Origin of the sequence: Leptolyngbya iicbica LK, assembly GCF_004212215.1 — a bacterium.
In the GTDB taxonomy this organism is placed as follows: Bacteria; Cyanobacteriota; Cyanobacteriia; order Phormidesmidales; family Phormidesmidaceae; genus Halomicronema; species Halomicronema iicbica.
The window spans coordinates 178,884-196,291 of the sequence record NZ_QVFV01000005.1; the positions used below are offsets into that span (position 1 = coordinate 178,884).

11 protein-coding genes are annotated in these 17,408 nt (G+C 51.4%); 6 read left to right on the plus strand and 5 right to left on the minus strand.

Annotation, left to right across the window (positions count from 1 at the left end):
• Positions 1-482 precede the first annotated feature (482 nt).
• Both DYY88_RS18255 and DYY88_RS18260 read left to right on the plus strand, forming a co-directional pair.
• Positions 483-3,038 carry an endonuclease MutS2 gene (locus DYY88_RS18255; protein WP_039728943.1) on the plus strand — a complete coding sequence of 852 codons (2,556 nt, stop codon included), beginning with the start codon at positions 483-485 and terminating at the stop codon, positions 3,036-3,038.
• Between the two features lie 53 nt (positions 3,039-3,091).
• Positions 3,092-4,714 carry a HAMP domain-containing protein gene (locus tag DYY88_RS18260; protein ID WP_052288643.1) on the plus strand — a complete coding sequence of 541 codons (1,623 nt, stop codon included), beginning with the start codon at positions 3,092-3,094 and terminating at the stop codon, positions 4,712-4,714.
• 76 nt (positions 4,715-4,790) lie between these two features.
• On the opposite strand, the gene DYY88_RS18265 is transcribed toward DYY88_RS18260, so the two are convergent.
• The 3 genes from DYY88_RS18265 to DYY88_RS24535 all read right to left on the minus strand — a co-directional run bounded on the left by DYY88_RS18265 (position 4,791) and on the right by DYY88_RS24535 (position 8,336).
• Positions 4,791-5,270, minus strand: a complete 480-nt coding sequence (locus tag DYY88_RS18265; protein WP_039728941.1) for a nucleoside deaminase — start codon at positions 5,268-5,270, stop codon at positions 4,791-4,793.
• Positions 5,271-5,349: 79 nt separating this feature from the next.
• Positions 5,350-7,797, minus strand: a complete 2,448-nt coding sequence (locus DYY88_RS18270) for a putative bifunctional diguanylate cyclase/phosphodiesterase (protein WP_160299609.1) — start codon at positions 7,795-7,797, stop codon at positions 5,350-5,352.
• Positions 7,798-8,144: 347 nt separating this feature from the next.
• Positions 8,145-8,336 carry a hypothetical protein gene (locus tag DYY88_RS24535; RefSeq protein ID WP_152624706.1) on the minus strand — a complete coding sequence of 64 codons (192 nt, stop codon included), beginning with the start codon at positions 8,334-8,336 and terminating at the stop codon, positions 8,145-8,147.
• Positions 8,337-9,175: 839 nt separating this feature from the next.
• On the opposite strand from DYY88_RS24535, the gene argC reads away from it, so the two are divergent.
• Positions 9,176-10,228, plus strand: coding sequence for an N-acetyl-gamma-glutamyl-phosphate reductase (gene argC / locus DYY88_RS18275; RefSeq protein WP_039728940.1), 1,053 nt, complete (start codon positions 9,176-9,178; stop codon positions 10,226-10,228).
• A gap of 451 nt (positions 10,229-10,679) precedes the next feature.
• Complete coding sequence (locus tag DYY88_RS18280; RefSeq protein ID WP_052288642.1) at positions 10,680-12,470, plus strand: glycosyltransferase family 39 protein; 1,791 nt, start codon at positions 10,680-10,682, stop codon at positions 12,468-12,470.
• A gap of 146 nt (positions 12,471-12,616) precedes the next feature.
• Here DYY88_RS18280 and DYY88_RS18285 read toward each other — a convergent pair whose 3' ends face one another.
• The gene (locus DYY88_RS18285; protein ID WP_236146390.1) at positions 12,617-13,492 is read right to left on the minus strand and encodes an urease accessory protein UreD; all 876 of its coding nucleotides are present in this window, start codon (positions 13,490-13,492) and stop codon (positions 12,617-12,619) included.
• Positions 13,493-13,705: 213 nt separating this feature from the next.
• Between DYY88_RS18285 and DYY88_RS18290 the strand changes: the two genes are divergently transcribed.
• On the plus strand, positions 13,706-15,403 hold the full coding sequence (locus DYY88_RS18290; RefSeq protein WP_044151401.1) for a transglutaminase-like domain-containing protein: 1,698 nt from the start codon (positions 13,706-13,708) through the stop codon (positions 15,401-15,403).
• A gap of 26 nt (positions 15,404-15,429) precedes the next feature.
• The gene (locus DYY88_RS18295) at positions 15,430-16,113 is read left to right on the plus strand and encodes a helix-turn-helix domain-containing protein (RefSeq protein ID WP_039728938.1); all 684 of its coding nucleotides are present in this window, start codon (positions 15,430-15,432) and stop codon (positions 16,111-16,113) included.
• A 127-nt stretch (positions 16,114-16,240) separates the two neighbouring features.
• Here DYY88_RS18295 and DYY88_RS18300 read toward each other — a convergent pair whose 3' ends face one another.
• Complete coding sequence (locus DYY88_RS18300) at positions 16,241-17,371, minus strand: methyltransferase domain-containing protein (RefSeq protein ID WP_039728937.1); 1,131 nt, start codon at positions 17,369-17,371, stop codon at positions 16,241-16,243.
• Positions 17,372-17,408: the final 37 nt, after the last annotated feature.

A 17,408-nucleotide genomic window follows, 5' to 3' on the forward strand; every position in this document is an offset into this window, starting at 1 on the left:
AACAAAATTCCCTAATTTGGCCTTAGGAGTCTCTTTCTAACACCAATCAAATGAATCCGGTAAGTTTGGTTAAGTTCTCCTCAAAAAACTCCAATAGGTTGCGCTGTGTGTCGCCTTGCCGACGTTCACGATCGCGCTTACAAGGCTCAGCCCTTGCATTTGTGTAGGTCACTAAAGCCTTAAACGAAGCCCAGAGAAAATAATCAATTTGAGCCCCTATTTCGAGACTCTCAGTAATTTGGTCGCGATGTACCGCGATCAGTTAGTTAATCTCCTTCATGACTCCAGAGCATCTTCCTCCGTATACGTCCGTATACGGAAAATATACTGATCTATGGTTATTTATCCCGAGTTTGCTTGAATTTTTACTGAAGTCGGGATTAAGTTTCTGTAGATCTCCGGTCATCGGTTCGAGAATCTATACTGAATCTGAAGGCTGTGTTCGTAGCCTTGTTTTTCTGTTCACCGAAGATTAACTGGTCTTGATTCAATCTGAAGCGCTTTCTTTATTAGAGTGGTCTCGTCTCTGTCAACATTTATCCACCTTTGCGGCGACAAAGTTGGGGGCGATCGCGGCTCGTCAGCTACAGCTGCCCGCTCGTCAGGCTGACAGTGAGCAACTTTTGGCGGAGACCAGCGAAGCGATGCAAATTGACCAGCGACCGCCGGGTCTAAAGTTTGCGGGCATTCAAGACATTGGTGACGCCCTCGAACGCGCTCAGCGGCAAGGCTGTTTGCAGCCGCCAGAACTGCTGGATATCGCCACGACTCTCGCGGGGGCACGCCAACTGCGACGGGCGATCGATAGTTTTGAAGACGGTGAGTTGCCCACCTTGTCACAGCTAGTTGCCCCGCTGCGCACCTACCCAGAGCTGGAACAGGAGATTCACTACTGCATTGACGATCGCGGCAAAGTCGCCGATCGCGCCACCCCTAAACTCGGCGGCATTCGCGAGCAGTTAAAAGAACAGCGCAGCCAGATTTATCAAAAGCTGAATCACATCCTGCAACAGCACAGCAACGCAATTCAAGAAGCCGTGATTACCCAGCGGGGTGATCGCTTCGTCATCCCTGTCAAAGCGCCTCAAAAAGATGCCATTTCTGGCATTGTTCACGATGCTTCCACCAGTGGCGCCACCCTTTACATCGAGCCCAACAGCATCATTCAGATGGGCAACCGTCTGCGACAGCTACAGCGCCAAGAGCAAGTAGAAGAAGAGGCGATCTGTCGAGCCCTGACGGCTAAAGTTGCTGAAATTCATGACGATCTCGAAGACCTTTTGCGCATCGTCACTGTGCTCGACTTGGCCGCTGCCCGGGCGCGTTATGGTGAGTGGCTCGGCGCCAACGCCCCCCGCTTTGTGCCCCCTACCGAGCAAACAACTTTGCGTAGGCTGCGGCATCCCCTGCTGGTATGGCAACAGCGCCACGAAGAAGGCAGCGACGTGGTGCCCATTGATGTCATTGTGAATCCGCAAACCCGTGTGGTTGCGATCACGGGTCCCAACACCGGGGGCAAAACCGTCACCCTCAAAACTATTGGCCTAGCGGCCCTGATGGCCAAAGCGGGACTCTACGTTCCGGCCAGAGAGCCCGTGGAACTGCCCTGGTTTAACCAGGTGCTGGCCGATATTGGAGATGAACAGTCTATTGAGCAAAGCCTGTCAACTTTTTCGGGACATGTCAAACGGATTAGCCGTATTTTGGCGGCCATACAGTCCTTGAGCGAGTCATCCCTCGGACCAGGAGCTGGATTGTTAGCCGCTAGCGACGATCCAGCCGTCAAATCACCCGTGCTCAATGCCGATGGAGCGCTGCCGTCCTCCGCAGAGCAGAGTGAGCATCTTCCTTCGCCAACAGACATCCCCGCTCCCTCATCGTCAACCAATCAGGCCCCGGCGCTCACCAATACGCTGGTCTTGCTTGACGAAGTGGGCGCTGGCACGGATCCCTCAGAAGGAAGCGCATTGGCGATCGCGCTGCTGCACTATCTTGCTGACCATGCCCGGTTTACCGTCGCCACCACCCACTACGGCGAACTCAAAGCGCTGAAATACCAAGATGATCGCTTTGAAAATGCCTCAGTGGAATTTGACGATGTGAGTTTGTCCCCGACCTATCGCTTGCTGTGGGGCATTCCGGGCCGCTCCAATGCCCTGACCATTGCCCAGCGTTTGGGCTTAGATGAGACCATTGTGGCCGAAGCCCGCGATCAAATTGGCATTACTCATCAACAAGATGTGAATCAGGTCATTGCCGGGTTAGAAGCCCAGCGCAAGCAGCAGGAAACCAAAGCGGACGCCGCTGCTCAACTCCTGGCAGAAACGGAAAAACTACATCAACAAGTGGCTCGCAAGGCCGCCTTTCTCGAAGCGCGCGAGCGGGAACTCAAACAACAGCAAGAGCAAGCGGTACAAGCTGCGATCGCGGATGCTCGCAAAGAGATTGCGCGAGTGATTCGCCGCTTACAACAAGGTGAGCCGACCGCCCAAGCCGCCCAAAAAGCGACTGATGCCGTCAATCAAATTGCGACCCAGCATCAAGCCCCCACCCCAGCAAAACCGCCGAAGCCTGGATTTAAGCCACAAATGGGCGATCGCATCCGCATTCCCAGCCTGGGGCAAACGGCTGAAGTCCTGACTGACCCCGACGAAGACGGTAAAGTGATGGTGCGGTTTGGGTTAATGAAAATGACCGTAAGTCTGGCGGAGATCGAGTCTCTGCAAGGCGAAAAAGCAGAGTTGCCCAAACCGAAAGTAACTCCCCCCCCACCTCCGTCATCACCACCCACAGCTCCTGCGGTCCGCACGTCAAAAAATACATTTGATTTAAGGGGCATGCGAGTCGTCGAAGCGGAGGGTAAGTTGGAAGATGCCATTGCTTGCGCCCAAGGCCCCATCTGGATCATTCACGGTCATGGGACTGGCAAACTGCGGCGTGGTGTGCATGACTACCTCAAACGACATCCTCAAATCCAAAAGTTTGAAGCGGCAGAGCAAGCAGATGGCGGCACGGGTGTCACCATTGCTTATATGTAACGCTAAACTTCGGTAACAGGATTAGCCGTTGAGTCGCTTTCCACAGGTTCTGAATGAGTTCACCCCCTGAGTCTAATCTTGCCAAAGCGGCATCTCAATCTGTCGCCATTCCCCGTAGTTTGAGTCTCAAGACCAAAATTACGGGAGTGATGTTATTGACAGTAAGTGCGATCGCGGCGATCGTCCATTTCCCTTGGGCTTACACCTCCCGTCAAAATGTTGACGATATGGTGAGTCAAATCAACAGCGAGTTGATGAACAGCACCGAAAACGAAGTGGGTCATTTATTTGAAAACATTCTGTCTTCTAAGCAACTCATTACTAGTAGCTTAGACGAGGGCCTGATTCAGCTAGACGACCCCGAAGTTCAGGGACGATTTTATCTCAACTTGTTAAAGGCTAATGAAAATTTCACCTGGGTACAATTTGCCTTTGCCAATGGTGACTACTTAGGAGCGCAAAGGCGCTCCGACGGCTTATACAACCTAATTCAGCGTCAATGGGATGACACGCTAGGAGCCCAAGCCGAGCCTGGTTCAGAACTCGCTGAGGTGCAGGCAAAACGGGCCGAAATCGCCGATCAATATTTGCAAGATCAGCGGTTGCCAGCTGACTTTGAAACAGCTGACAAAACAGTGCGAACCTATCAATTCCAAGCCAACAACGATTGGCAAATTTTGGAAGAAAGTACCGGTAAAGAATTTTATTACGCTCCTATCAGACCGTTCTATCGGGATGCCTTTGAGCAACCTGACGAAAATGTCTGGACTGATTTATATGTATTTAAAACCGGCAATGCCGTTGGGTTAGATGCCGCCACTACCTATCGCGAAGCAGAGGATTCGCCCATTCGTGGCGTGATCAGCATTTCGTTTGAATTACAGCAAATCTCTCAGTATCTTGACGAACTCAAGGATGACGGTGAGGGGGCCATTTTTATTACTGATTCGCAAGGGTCTGTCATTGCCTCCAGTAATCCTCTGGCCTTATCTGAAACGTTTGTGGGGGAAGGCACCAATGCAGATGCGGAATTATTGCCCCTCGGTCAAGTAGAAGATCCCTTATTACAGGTCGCTTATCAAGCCTTTCGGACTAACAATATTGAATTAAATCAATTAATTGGGTTGCAAGAACTGACATTCTACGACTCGACTACCCGACAACGGTATTACATTGCGGTTCAACCCTTAGGGCAACTTGATTGGGTGGTTGGGACGGTTACCCCCGAATCGGTATTTTTAACCCGCATCAATCGCAGTCGTAATCGACTTCTTATCGTCATTACCGCATTTTTAGGAGTTGGCGCGATCGCCGCTGTTTGGTTAAGTGATCGTGCCATCACCCGCCCCATCATGAACATTAGCGACGCCGCAGAAGCGATCGAATCTGGCACCTTTACCAAGGTCAGCCTTGATGAAACCATTAATCGACGCGATGAACTCGGCAAACTCGCCCGGGTCTTCGAAAAAATGGCCCAGGAAGTTTATAACCGCGAGCAAAATCTCAAGCGTCAATTACAAGCCCTCAAAATTGAGATTGATGAATCTCGTAAAAGTCGTGAAGTTAAAGAAATTGTTGAAACCGACTTTTTCAAAGACTTAAAAATCAAAGCACAACATATGCGTGAGCGTCGTCATCACAACAGTTTTGATAAGTCTTCAAAAGAAGATGCGTGAGAATATCCTCGGGGCTTTGTTTTAGGCTGAGCAATTGAATGGGTCGATACCAGTTGTTAGAGAGCTCGCCAAATCGCTAATATGATTGCTTTTCGGACTGAGCTTTCCACTCTTCAAATGCAGCGATCGCTTCTGTCGCCATGAGAGGCTGCATAGTAATTTGACGATCTTCGCGAGCTTTTGCAACCTCATCGTAAAAATACTGGCTACTAAAGCCAAATCGTGCCGCCACTTCTTTGGTATTGCCGTAGTAAATTTTGTTGAGCCGCGCCCAGTAAATTGCCCCCAAACACATCGGACAAGGCTCACAACTAGTGTAAATTTCGCAGCCTGCCAAATTCCAACTGCCTAACTGCTCACAAGCCTGCCGAATCGCAGTCATCTCAGCATGGGCGGTCGGATCATTGACCGAAGTCACTTCATTCATTCCCCGCCCCACAATCTCGCCATCTTTGACAACTACAGCCCCATAAGGGCCTCCTCGACCTTCACGAATGGCCTGTTTTGAAAGGGCGATCGCCGCCGCCATAAATTGTCGATGGGTGGTATCTGTCATACGTCACTATCAAATAAAATCACATGCAGCGTAATTTTACCGGGCATTTCCACCGCAAACACCGAAATCAACCTGACACCTAAAAATCTGATCCCGTAGACACGCTTTCAAATGCAATGGGTGAACTCAAACTTTGCTCGATAAATTCGGTGGCTTGTTCAGCCGACAATGGACGTGAGAACAGGTATCCTTGCCCATAATGACAGCCAGCAATCTTTAACAATTTGAGTTGCTCTAAGCTATCAATGCCTTCAGCAACCAATTTCATACTGAGCTTTTGTCCCAAGCTAATAATCGTTTCGACAATGTCGTGATCTTCAACACTATTCTCCATGCTGCTGACAAACGAGCGGTCGATTTTTAGCGTATCAGTGGGAAATCTATGCAGATAACTCAAGGACGAATAACCGGTCCCAAAGTCGTCAATTGCCAATTGCATGCCGAGCGCCTTCAACTCTAACATCAGTTTATGGGCAGCCTCCACATCGCGCATGATCATACTTTCAGTAATTTCGAGTTGTAGATAATGTCCAGGCAGATTCAGCTGTTGCAAAATAGATTTAATTTGTGGCACTAAATCTAGCTGATCAAATTGTCGCCGTGATAAGTTAACATTCATTTTCAGGGAGAGTTCTGGAAACTCCTCATGCCAGGCCTGGATTTGCTGACATGCAGTTTTAATAATCCATGCTCCCAAGGGAATAATCATGCCAGTTTCTTCAACAACTGGAATAAAGTCATTAGGAGAAATTAATCCTCGTTCTTCTTGATTCCAGCGAATGAGTGCCTCAAAACCGGAAACTTTACCTGTTTCGAGATGAATAATGGGTTGATAAAAAAGGGAAAATTCTTTATCTTCTAAGGCTTTGATTAGATCACTCTCCAGGTCTAATCGAGCAACGGCTTCTTCACGCATATCGTTTGAAAACACTTGAAATTGAGCCTCTTTCAAGGCTTTAGCCCGATACATTGCGGTGTGCGCATCTCGCAATAGTTCTTCTGGAGTTTGCCCGTAGTTGGCTTGAGCGATCGCCAACCCGACGCTAGCCGAAATCGATAGACGATGATTCCCTAGCATCATTGGACTCGATAGTTTGCTACGCATGTCATCCAAAAATGCTTTGACCTCAGCTTGGCTGATATTATGAAACAAAATTGCAAATTCATCTCCGCCGACTCGAGCGACCTGTCCATACTCGCCCAACATCTTTCGCAAACGCTTAGCAATTTCTATAAGGACACGATCACCAGCAAAATGTCCTAGACTTTTATTAATAATTTGGAAGCGATCAATATCTAAAAATGCTACAACCACAGGATTAGCTTTCTGACTATTTAGAGCTCGCTGAATTTGCAGTAAAAAGACCTCTCGACCCGGCAGATCGGTCAGGCTATCATAAGTTGTACGATAAATCGACTTTTGAACAATTACTAATGTCCCTGCACCCAAAATACCTATTAGTGGTTCAAATATGGGTAGCCAAATAAACTCTGATAGCGCCATCCAGCCCATCCCAAACAAGCCTAGCGGGAGGGCAATACCAGCCAACAGCAATATCTCAGGGCGGCGAATCTTCCAGGTCAGAAAGCTGGCTAAGCCAGTCCAGGCAAATAGCCACAGCAACTCCCCAGAGGGCGGTAAAAAGATGTATTGGGCGGTCCTTCCCTCGGCAATATCCAACAGTTGGCTAATAATTTGGGCGTGTACAACGACCCCAGCCATTTTGAATTGATTATCTCGACTAGCGCTGTAAGGCGTAAAAAACTCGTCTTTGAGACTTGGAGCCACGGACCCAATCAACACAATCTTGCCGTTGAACTGAGCCGGCTCAAAATTCCCTTGCATAACATCTTCAACAGAGATGACTTCTGCCGCTGCTGCTCGCGATCGAAATCGCATCAGCATCTGATATCCCCGATCGTCAGCATATTCATACCCCCCCGACTTCGCATCTAATCGGGGAATTGGCTGACCATTGATATAAAGGGCATCCTCATCATATTTGAAGAGCGTGTCGCTTTGCGGCAAATAGGCCAGGGCAGAGCGCAATGCAAAGGAATAAAAGGGGCGGTCCGTCGCGCTCACAAATAAGAGCCCACGTCGCACGACCCCATCGGGGTCGATGCTGAAATCGTTGAAGCCCACTCGTTCCCACGGCACGCTATCGGGAGGGGGCACTTCGCCAACGCTTGGATCAGTGCCCACATTAGTGATGGCAATGAGATTATTGGCCGAAAGTTGTGTCTGCAGATCCGCTAATCCTGGCGGATGTTCAGTTTTGCGATAGATGTCTAACCCGACAACTTTGGGATTGTATCTCTGGATAATCTGCAAAACTTCGGCTACTTCGCCGTCTGAAAGTGGATGCCCATATTTTTGAATATCAGTTTCTTTAATGCCAACGACGATCAAGCGAGGATCTTGGCCTTCATCTCGTTTGAGCCTGACTAAGGAATCATAAATAAAGAGTTCGAATCGCTGGAGTCCACCTAATGCCTTAGCCCCAGTGATCAAAGTCGTCGCCAATAGAGTCGCGATCAAAATTGAGCGCCCACTGAATGGCAACGACTGTGACAATCGGCTAACTATCGGTTTGACTGTTTGGTTTAGCTGTAAGAGCGATCGCACCATATGAGCCACATTGCTGAATGGACTGCCTTGGTAACTGAGAGGTCAAAGGCGATTGATCTCTACATACTCACCCTGGCAGCACTATTCCGGTCAAACACAGACTGTGGTTTAATGCTCAGCACTTTTTCCCAAACATTGATGTAACGAAAATAATTCGTAATCCTATAACGAGAAACCGAATATCTAGCGACCAGTAACATTGACATTGTTTGCGGAAATTCTAGTCGCTAGATGTAGTTAGATTAACGAACGTCTGTTGCTTGGACCGTGAAATGAGTGCCGCCACCGCGGCGCTGACCCGGAAATTCATCGCCGCCACCATCGGCTAAAGTCTCAGTGGGAATGCTTAAGAGCACTAAACTAGCACTACATAGAAGACCTAAAAAGAGTAAACCGCGAGGAAGAACCAGTAGTTGAATGAGTAAAGATTTCATGGCTTATGCACCTGACTGATTGCTGTGATGGTAGTTGCCTGTACGTCAACAAGGGGCAAGAAGCGTAACAGAGGTTTTGAGTAGATTTGACACCTAAGCCGTATGTGCGACTGAGGGCCAAGCGCTTTTCATACGTTTCATCTACTATTTAAGCTTCGATTCCCCTAAACCAACACAGGGATGTTACGGGAATAAGTTAAATCCCCAGATTTCCTCAAAGTCAGCAGTCAGAGTTGCTTAGTATTGAGGATTATCAGCATCCTAGGGCAGTCCACAAGCCTTAAGCATCGCCACAGCGCTCAGGAGAGACCCCAATTTCGTTAAGTATTTATAACGGGGCTGAAAACACTTTCATGAAGCTATTTTTACCTTTTCAGCCTATATACACGTAAGTGTTTGGGTAAAGAATGAGTTGTGAGATTCCTTGCCTGAGCATGCGATACCAATACTTGAGTTGGCAGGCTCAGGCAGCGATTGACCTCTGACAGCCAGGAGGCTGAGGCTCGTGGCTGATTTGTTGGAGGACTGTGGGGCATGATCATTGAAATGGCCGCTCTATTTGCCGTCGTGTTTGAATCATGAACCCTAATCGTGGGTCAGAGAATTGTCTTCGATACCTTATGCTTGCTCACTTTGGCTGGCTACGAAAATTCTTGTCCCAACACGATGACGGCTAGTAACCGGTGCTGAGGCCAAAGCGACAAGCTGCCATCGGTATCCCTAACGCCACAATTACGATAAAGTTCTGTCACAAATCAATCAGATAATGGCAAGCTTACTTACCGTTATGCTTGTTCCCCAACAGGGTGAATTTTTGACATTGGCTAGATGCGAAAACTATGGGCGAGTCTAAACAAATTCGAGTCGGGATTGTCGGTGCTTCGGGCTATGGCGGTGTGCAACTAGTCCGGTTGCTGAGTGAGCATCCTCACGCTGACATTACGTATCTCGGGGGTAACAGCAGTGCTGGACGTGAATATGTTGAGATTTACCCACATTTGGCAGTGCCGCTGACGGTTGAGGCGGTCAGCGTTGAGGTGATTGTTAACCGCTGTGATGTGGTTTTCCTGTCGTTGCCTAACGGTCTGGCTTGTGAGTTAGCGCCGCAATTGTTGGCACGTGGCTGTAAGGTACTGGATCTATCAGCAGATTACCGATTTGCCAACTTAGACATTTACCAAACCTGGTATGGCAACGATCGCTCTGATGCGGGCACAAATCAACAGGCGGTTTATGGTTTGCCTGAGTTGTTTGGTGAGTGTTTGCCAGAGGCTCGTCTGGTGGGGTGCCCGGGGTGTTACCCCACGGCTAGTTTGCTGGCGATCGCTCCCCTATTGAAGCAAGGTTTGGCCCAACCTGACAGCCTGATTATTGATGCTAAATCTGGCACTTCGGGAGGCGGTCGCCAAGCCAAAGAACATTTACTATTGGCCGAGGCCGACAATTCACTGGCCGCCTATGGGGTGGCGAAACATCGTCATACTCCGGAAATTGAGCAAATTTGTTCGCGGCTGGCGGGTCGAGAGGTCATGGTGCAATTTACGCCGCACTTAGTGCCGATGGTGCGGGGCATTTTATCGACGGTCTATGCCAATCTCCGTGATCCGGGGCTGGTGCGCGAAGATTTGCACACGATTTACAGTACGTTTTATCGGCGATCGCCCTGGATTACGGTATTGCCGACGGGGGTTTATCCACAAACCAAGTGGGCCTGGGGAACGAATCGCTGCTTTCTCAGTATTGAAGTTGATGCTCGCACGGGACGTGTCATCGTCATGTCGGCGATTGACAACTTGATGAAAGGTCAAGCTGGACAGGCTGTTCAGTGTTTCAACCTGATGCACGGTCTAGATCAGCAAATGGGGTTACCCAAGCAAAGCTTTTATCCGTAAGAAGTGGTGGGTATTTAATAAGAACGGCGACTCGGCTGTCCGCTGCCAGTCTCGATGTTGTATTGGGCAAAGAAGAGAGTCTACAGCGTTTTGATTCTGATAGTTTCTGGCGTTCTCCGCGAAGACTATTCGTTTCAGCGGGGAGCGGGCCTGTTAGCCAGTTTCCTCTGATTGCAAGTCAGGCTAGTAAGCGATCGCTGTAGGGCAAGTCTGCAGGCTCATACTCCATCAATCTGAGGTGAATAGGGCAAGCTGCTGGATCGCCCATGTCGTATCGCTTGTTGTAGATTCTGCAAGAAGAAGAAGCCCTCTAATCGCTCAGTGCTGATTCAGTATTTACCCCCTATAGAGATATATGATGAACGATTGATTCATCTATGTCGGTGAGGTCAGGGATTTGAGTTCAGTGTTGCGTCCACCGGAAAAGCTCCAGGCTAGGCCAGCTCAATCCATGCAGGCCACTTGGGTCTGGGTGCTGGCGTTATTTCTGCTGGGGCTACTCCTGCGGGTCACCAATCTTGACCTGAAGACGGCTTGGATGGATGAGGTTAGCACTGTCATTTTTAGTTTGGGCAACAGCAGCTTTTTGTTGCCGGTGGATCAACTGGTTGATCTTGACGCCCTACTACAGCCAATTCGGGCCCAAGCGAGCGCGACACCAATTGATTCCGCCAGATTCCTGTTGCAAGAAAATAACCATCCGCCGCTGTACTTCATGCTGGCCCATCTGTGGATGGATCTGTTTTCGACGGATGGCGTGACCGCGTCGTTGCCGATCGCGCGACTATTTTCAGCCTTTTGGGGCGCAGCAGCGATTCCGGTTATTTACTGGGCGAGTCGGCACACCTTTCAGTCGCGATGGGCAGGGATATTCAGCGCCGCGTTGATGGCGGTGTCACCCTTCGGCATTTTTTTGGCCCAAGAGGCCCGACATTATGGCTTGGCGATTACCTTGATCAGCCTGTCGTTGGGATGTTTTGCGATCGCTACTCGGGCAATTTTGGCGGGCAATGCGCCGAGTTGGCGACTGTGTTTGGGATGGATATTGGTCAATGCGCTGGGGTTTGCCAATCACTACTTTTCGGCGTTGAGTTTTACGGCTGAGAGCATGGTGTTAGCGGCGATCGCGCTGCACCAGTGGCGGCATGAGGGAATCGCAGTGCTGAGGTGTCGCGGCTGGCGACGAATTTATACAGTGGCGCTGATGACGACGGTCAGCATTTTGGTTTGGTTGCCTGTGCTGATCAACTTTTACGGTAGCCCCCAGACTACTTTCTTGAAAGAAGAGGGTGCTTCTCTCATGAAGTTCATCAACCCCATCGCCCAGAGCTTTGCGGCGATGGTGACGAGCTTTGTCACCCCTGCCAACTTTTTTGCCCAAAATCCTTGGCAGATTGCGTTTATCGCAGGGTCCATCTTATTCACGTTGGCATTCATTGTGATGTTTGTGCCGGCGATGGCGCGAGGGACGCGGCTGCTTAACCGTCGGCCGACGGGCCATACGGGGTTGGCAATTATGGGCGGCTTTGGCTTAGCGATGCTGGGACTGTTTGCCCTGATTTGCTACGGCCAAGGGTCGGACATTACGCGCGGCTTGCGGTACATGTTTACCTACTACCCAGCGCTGATGATTTTGGCGGGAGGGATATTTGCCACTTACTGGCAGGGGCGATCGCCTGCCGATGCCCTCAGCGTGGCCACACCATTCACTCAATATCGCCTCAGTGGGCGGCGATTTGTGCAAGGGGTTTGGGTCGCCGGCCTGCTCAGTGCGCTAATGGTAGTGAATAATCTGGCGTTTCCTAAGTACTACGCCCCCGATCGCTTCATCCCCTTTATGCAGGCCCATTCATCTCATCCGATTGCGATCGCCTCGACCGAGAAAATCTTTGCGGAACCGACCGTGATTGGGGCCAAATTTCTCAGCCTCGGATGGGAGATTGAGCGCAGTTTTCACCCCGATGATGCGGCCAGTGGCTGGACCACCCCACCCGTCTTTTTTGCCATCAAACAGGGGGATGGTGTCGAGCGCCCCGTCACTGAGAGCTTTGCCAATCTGGTCAGTCAGTTCACTGAGCCAACGGACCTTTGGGTGATTCGCCCAGAAATCGATCCCGCCGATCCGCTCATTACGGCGAAACCTTCGATCTGTCAGTTGGCAGCTGACCAACCGCAAGGGAATAAAGGCGGTTACCTATACCTGCACTTTAGTTGTCGTAATTCAGCGCCAGCTTTAGGATAAGGCCCTGCTTCTCAGGATGAATTGAGTTACTTCTCCAGAGGCGCTTGTGACACCGTTGGGGAGACTTGGCATTTTGCTCGCGAACGCCAATTTCCTCTCTTCCAGCAATTCAACCACACTTGGGATCGCTGGGAACTCTAAAGGACTCAGCGCTGCCAAACCCGGGGAATCGTAACAGCAGTGCCGCCATAGTAGGGACGCAACAACTGCCACACTTGCACAAACCAGCGGCGGGCCTCACTAGTCGATTGGCCCCGATAACGACAGAGTAAGCCTCGCTGTAGGGCTGTTACCCCCGCCTCGCCTCGGGGATGGGGCTGCTGCTCCCAAGCAGCGCGCGCGGCGTTCACAACTTCATCGGTAGGCATAGCGCCGACCCACACTAGCGTGCCGATCACGGGGCAAGCGTTCAAAGCATGGGGACTTTGCCAGAGCGTGTCGCTGCCGACGAGTCGTTGCGGATCGACCCAAATGAGCTGGCCATCGTGCCATACCTCAAACCGCGATCGCACCTCGCCCTGACAAAACCTTTCGCCCCGTGCCGTGCGGCCTAAGCGAAGCACATCCCACCCGAGCCAGTGAGCCTCGGCGGCGAGTTCAACCCGCCAGTTTTGATGGTATTGCGCACCCTCAAACACGATCGCCTCTTGGGGCAACCATTCCAGCCAAGCCCCCGACTCAACATGAATAGAGCCGTTTACTTGGGCGGGTTGGGGATGGTCGGAGTAAATTTTAGCGGCGGCGGCAGTGGTGACGAGGGCGGCGGTATTGGCCTGTAAGTACAGGTCATAGCTGAGGCGATCGCCCCCGACCATGCCCCCGGCGGTATGCAACAATACCGACTGACAAAGGCTTGGCCCCTCTGGATAAAACGGTCGCTGTACCTTTAGCGGCGCTTGGGTTTGCGCCTGTGGCACCGTGCGATCGCCGCGTCGTTCAAACGTAAGGCAAGCTTGTCCGTGCCACGATCGTCCCGACGGCGGCGGGGGGGCAACGGCTGAATGAATGACCTCAGACCCCAAAATTCTTCTCTCCGTAGACTGGCATGGCTGACAGCATAGCGGATTCAGCCGGAGCGATCGCGCTAATGGCTGATTTTGGTTAAGGCTGACAATTGTCATCACGTGCGGATGTCATGGCTGAACAGGCGATGTAAAGCGGGCAGGAATCCCTATAATGAGTGCCGTGATCCGTTGTTAAATATTCCTAACGGCAGTCCGGAGCTGGTTTCGTCTATGACTAAGTCTGAGCATGGGTTTCCCGGTGCAACCGCCCGCCCGTCTACGATTCGCCCAATTGGGGTCTATGCTCTGTCAGGACTGGCGTCTGACGGCGATCGCCTCTTTTCTATTGATACGGTGCGCGGCTATCTCGTCGCCATTGATCCCAAAACGAACAACACCGTCATTCTGAATCCCTACCAGCTCGAAGATAAAGAATGGATGGGGGTGGGTGGCTTGTCTCAAGCGGACGATACGTTTTGGTTTACGCAGGATGAGTCGGTTTTTTGGTGCGATCGCGATACTCTAAAGCCGACCTTTTTTGCGCGGTTGCCTTACCCGGCTGATGGCGTCGCGGTTTGGGATGCCACCGTTTACGTGAGTTCCCAAAAGTCGGGCTATATTCATTTATTTGAGCGCAGTAGTGGCGCGAAACTGGGTAAATTTCCGCAGCCGGGCGTCGGTGCTGAGACTCTGGCCGTCAATGATTCTGGGCTCTGGGTCTGCGATCGCGATGAGCAAACCGTCTATTGCCTGAATCCCCGCACGGGCCAAATTCAACTGAGTGCGCTGACCCCTTTTACATCGCCCACAGGCATTACGTTTCACCCCGGCGAGGGCAACAGCGAACCGACCTGCTACGTGGTCTACGCCGACGAAGAACCCTATCTGCGAGATAACCCCAACAGCGAGACGCCGTTAGAGTTGGCGTTTCGCGATCGCACCTTCATCCATCCCCTACATATCTACACCAATCCTGACGAGCGTTATACCCTCTCCAACGGTTTTCTGATCGAGATTTCTTACGTCGAAGAGCTGTCTCAGTTAGATGCTGTGAGCCTGGATAACGTGGAGTGGCGCATTGCGCTACCGGCCAATACTCAGCGACAACGATTGCGCCATGTGGAACCGATCGGTCACCCGTTCACCATCGAAGAACAGGATGGTCAACAGGTGGCGGTATTTCGATTCGACCACCTCAAACCCTTTCAAGGTGGCCTGGTGGGATGGAAGGCAATCGTTGAAATGTATAGCCTGAAATACTTTCTCATCCCCGACGATATCGACGCCACTTTGCCGCTGCCAGCAGGCTTCCAGCGGTATCTCATCGATGATGACGAACTCTCGATGGATACCCCCATCATTCAGCAAGCGGCGCGGGATGGGGCAGGTCGTGAGACGAATGTCTTGCGCAAGATGCTGCGCATTCGGAACTTTGTGTACGATCGCCTCTCGTACGGGATTCAGCCCAAAATTGACACTCCCGATATTGCCTTTGAACGCGGGGTGGCTTCCTGTGGGGAATATGTCGGGGTGCTGTTGGCGTTAGCCCGACTCAGCGGCATTGCCTGTCGCACCATTGGCCGCTACAAGTGTCCGGCGCATCCCGAATCTCGCCATCTGCCACTAGAACCCGACTTTAACCATGTCTGGTTAGAGTTTTACGTACCCGGTGTGGGCTGGCTGCCAATGGAATCCAACGTTGATGATGTGATTGAACAGGGACCGTATCCCCAGCGCTACTTTATGGGCCTGGCCTGGTATCACACAGAACTGGGCAAGGGCATTCCCTTTAGCAAGCTCAATGCGGACGACAAACCCGAGAAGCTGTCGGTACGGCACTTAGCCATCAATCACATTCGTTTTCAGATTTTGGATGAACTGGTGCCAGCGGCGGCAATCACGGCGCCGGTGAATGCCGTAGGCACTTAAACGCGCTGCATTGCACCGGAATTAGTATGACCCGCGAGCCCCATTTCTCTGCATCGAACTTGTCCTCGCCGACTACCGAGCGGCTGCGATCGCTGATGACGACAGCGGGTATTCCCAGTTTTCGCGCTCTGGCGCGACAAGCTCAGGTTTCCGACTGGGCGATTCGGCAATTGCGGGGCGATCGGATTCAGACAATGCGCCTCGAATCGCTGCAAAAAATTGCGGCGGCCCTAAATCTCTCACTGACTGAGCTCCTGCAACAGTTTGGCGCGATCGCCGATGCGTCATCGGTGTCACATGACACCGCTCAGGATGTCGCGCTGGCATCTCTCCAGGCAGAATATCAGCGTCTGCAAACTCAACTGGAACAACAAGTCACCCAATTACAAACGCAATTTCAAACCGCTGCCCTGAGCACGTTGGAATCCTGGCTGCTCCAATGGCCCACCGTCACCCATGCGGTTGAGAAAAATCCTGACTTACCCGCCAGTCGCTTGGTGCCTCTGGTGCAACCTGTACAAACTTTAGTGGAGCAGTGGGGGTTGGCAGCGATCGCCCCAGTTGGGGCCACCGTTCCCTTTGATCCACAACTTCATCAACTGATGAGCGGCCATGCTGAGCCTGATGATCTGGTCAGAGTCCGCTATACCGGCTTTCGCCATCAAGGCAAACTGCTGTACCGCGCCAAAGTCAGCCCAGTCGAGACTTAACGGCTCCATTTTCATATCAGCCTGTAAAACAGCACAGACGGAATTACCACTCCTTCAGCCAATACCTAAAAAGGCCATCGCAGTCAGGTGTTTGGCCTTTTCAGGGTATTGGCCGTACCCTGTAGCATTATCGCTTCGTGCCACAAAAAGCCAGCCATCGCGGTGTGGTATCACCCTGTAGCGTTGCTGAGTGGCCCGGTACCCGATACACGTGAAAGGCATCAGGGGCAAAGCCTGCCTCCAAGGCATAATTCGGAAACTCTGCGAACCTAGAGGAAGCGAGATAGGGTTCTGAGTTGGCCCATACCTCGGTATCACGGAAATACCGGGCAACGGCACTCGGGGGATCCATGAATAGCTGACTCTCCAAGTGCACCATCACGCCACCGGGCTTTAGCAATCGATAACTCTCAGCAAAGACCCGCTGCCGCGCCACTCCCGGAATTTCGTGTAGCAGAATGTGACTCACCACCAGATCAAAGGACTGATCAGCAAAATCAGTTTTTTCTGCATTTTGCTGGGCAAAACGCACCGACTTCCCTAAAAGATTCGCTCTTGCTGCTCCATAACGCAGCAGCGAGGCTCCCAAATCAACCCCTGTGACTCGGGCCTCAGGGTACGCTTCGGCATAAGGCAAAGTGCTGTGTCCCACGGCACAGCCTAAATCTAAAATATGGCGAGGATTGAGGTGTGGATAATGTTGTGCGAGCACTTGATGAATCAGCGTTTGGCCCAATTCATCATTCAGCGGGCCAAACCAACCGCGACCGTACAAAAAAGTACCGTGGTCGTACAACAAGCCTGTGCCAAATTCATCTGCTTCGTCATCTAAGTGATAGCCCCCGGGCATCCGGTGAATGTCGGCTTTGCGCTGATGGAGAGGAATCACAAAATCGCGCTGGAGTGCTAAGTTCTCGCCCGTTACTTGATGGGCGGCATACACTGCATTAAGCCGATCTCGATCGGCCTCAATCGTTTCCAAAACCCTTGCCCAAAGCCGATCCTGCCACTCACCCCGTTGCCGATGTACCGCCGCCACTTCTGGGCAGGTGTCAAGCTCATAGCGAATGTGACGATACTGCGTTTCCTCATCAGTGTCAGAGGGCAGAGCCGCGATCGCCTGCGTGATCTTTTGTTGGAACAATCCAAACATCGAATCTCGAAATTCTTTGATTTGACTGATCAGTGCAACATCATCTGATGCCGCATGGGCTCGCGGAATCAAATCATGCTGAAATTGCTTGCTCAGTAGGACCATAGGGCTTATTCAATAATGGGGAAATCGAAAACCTAGG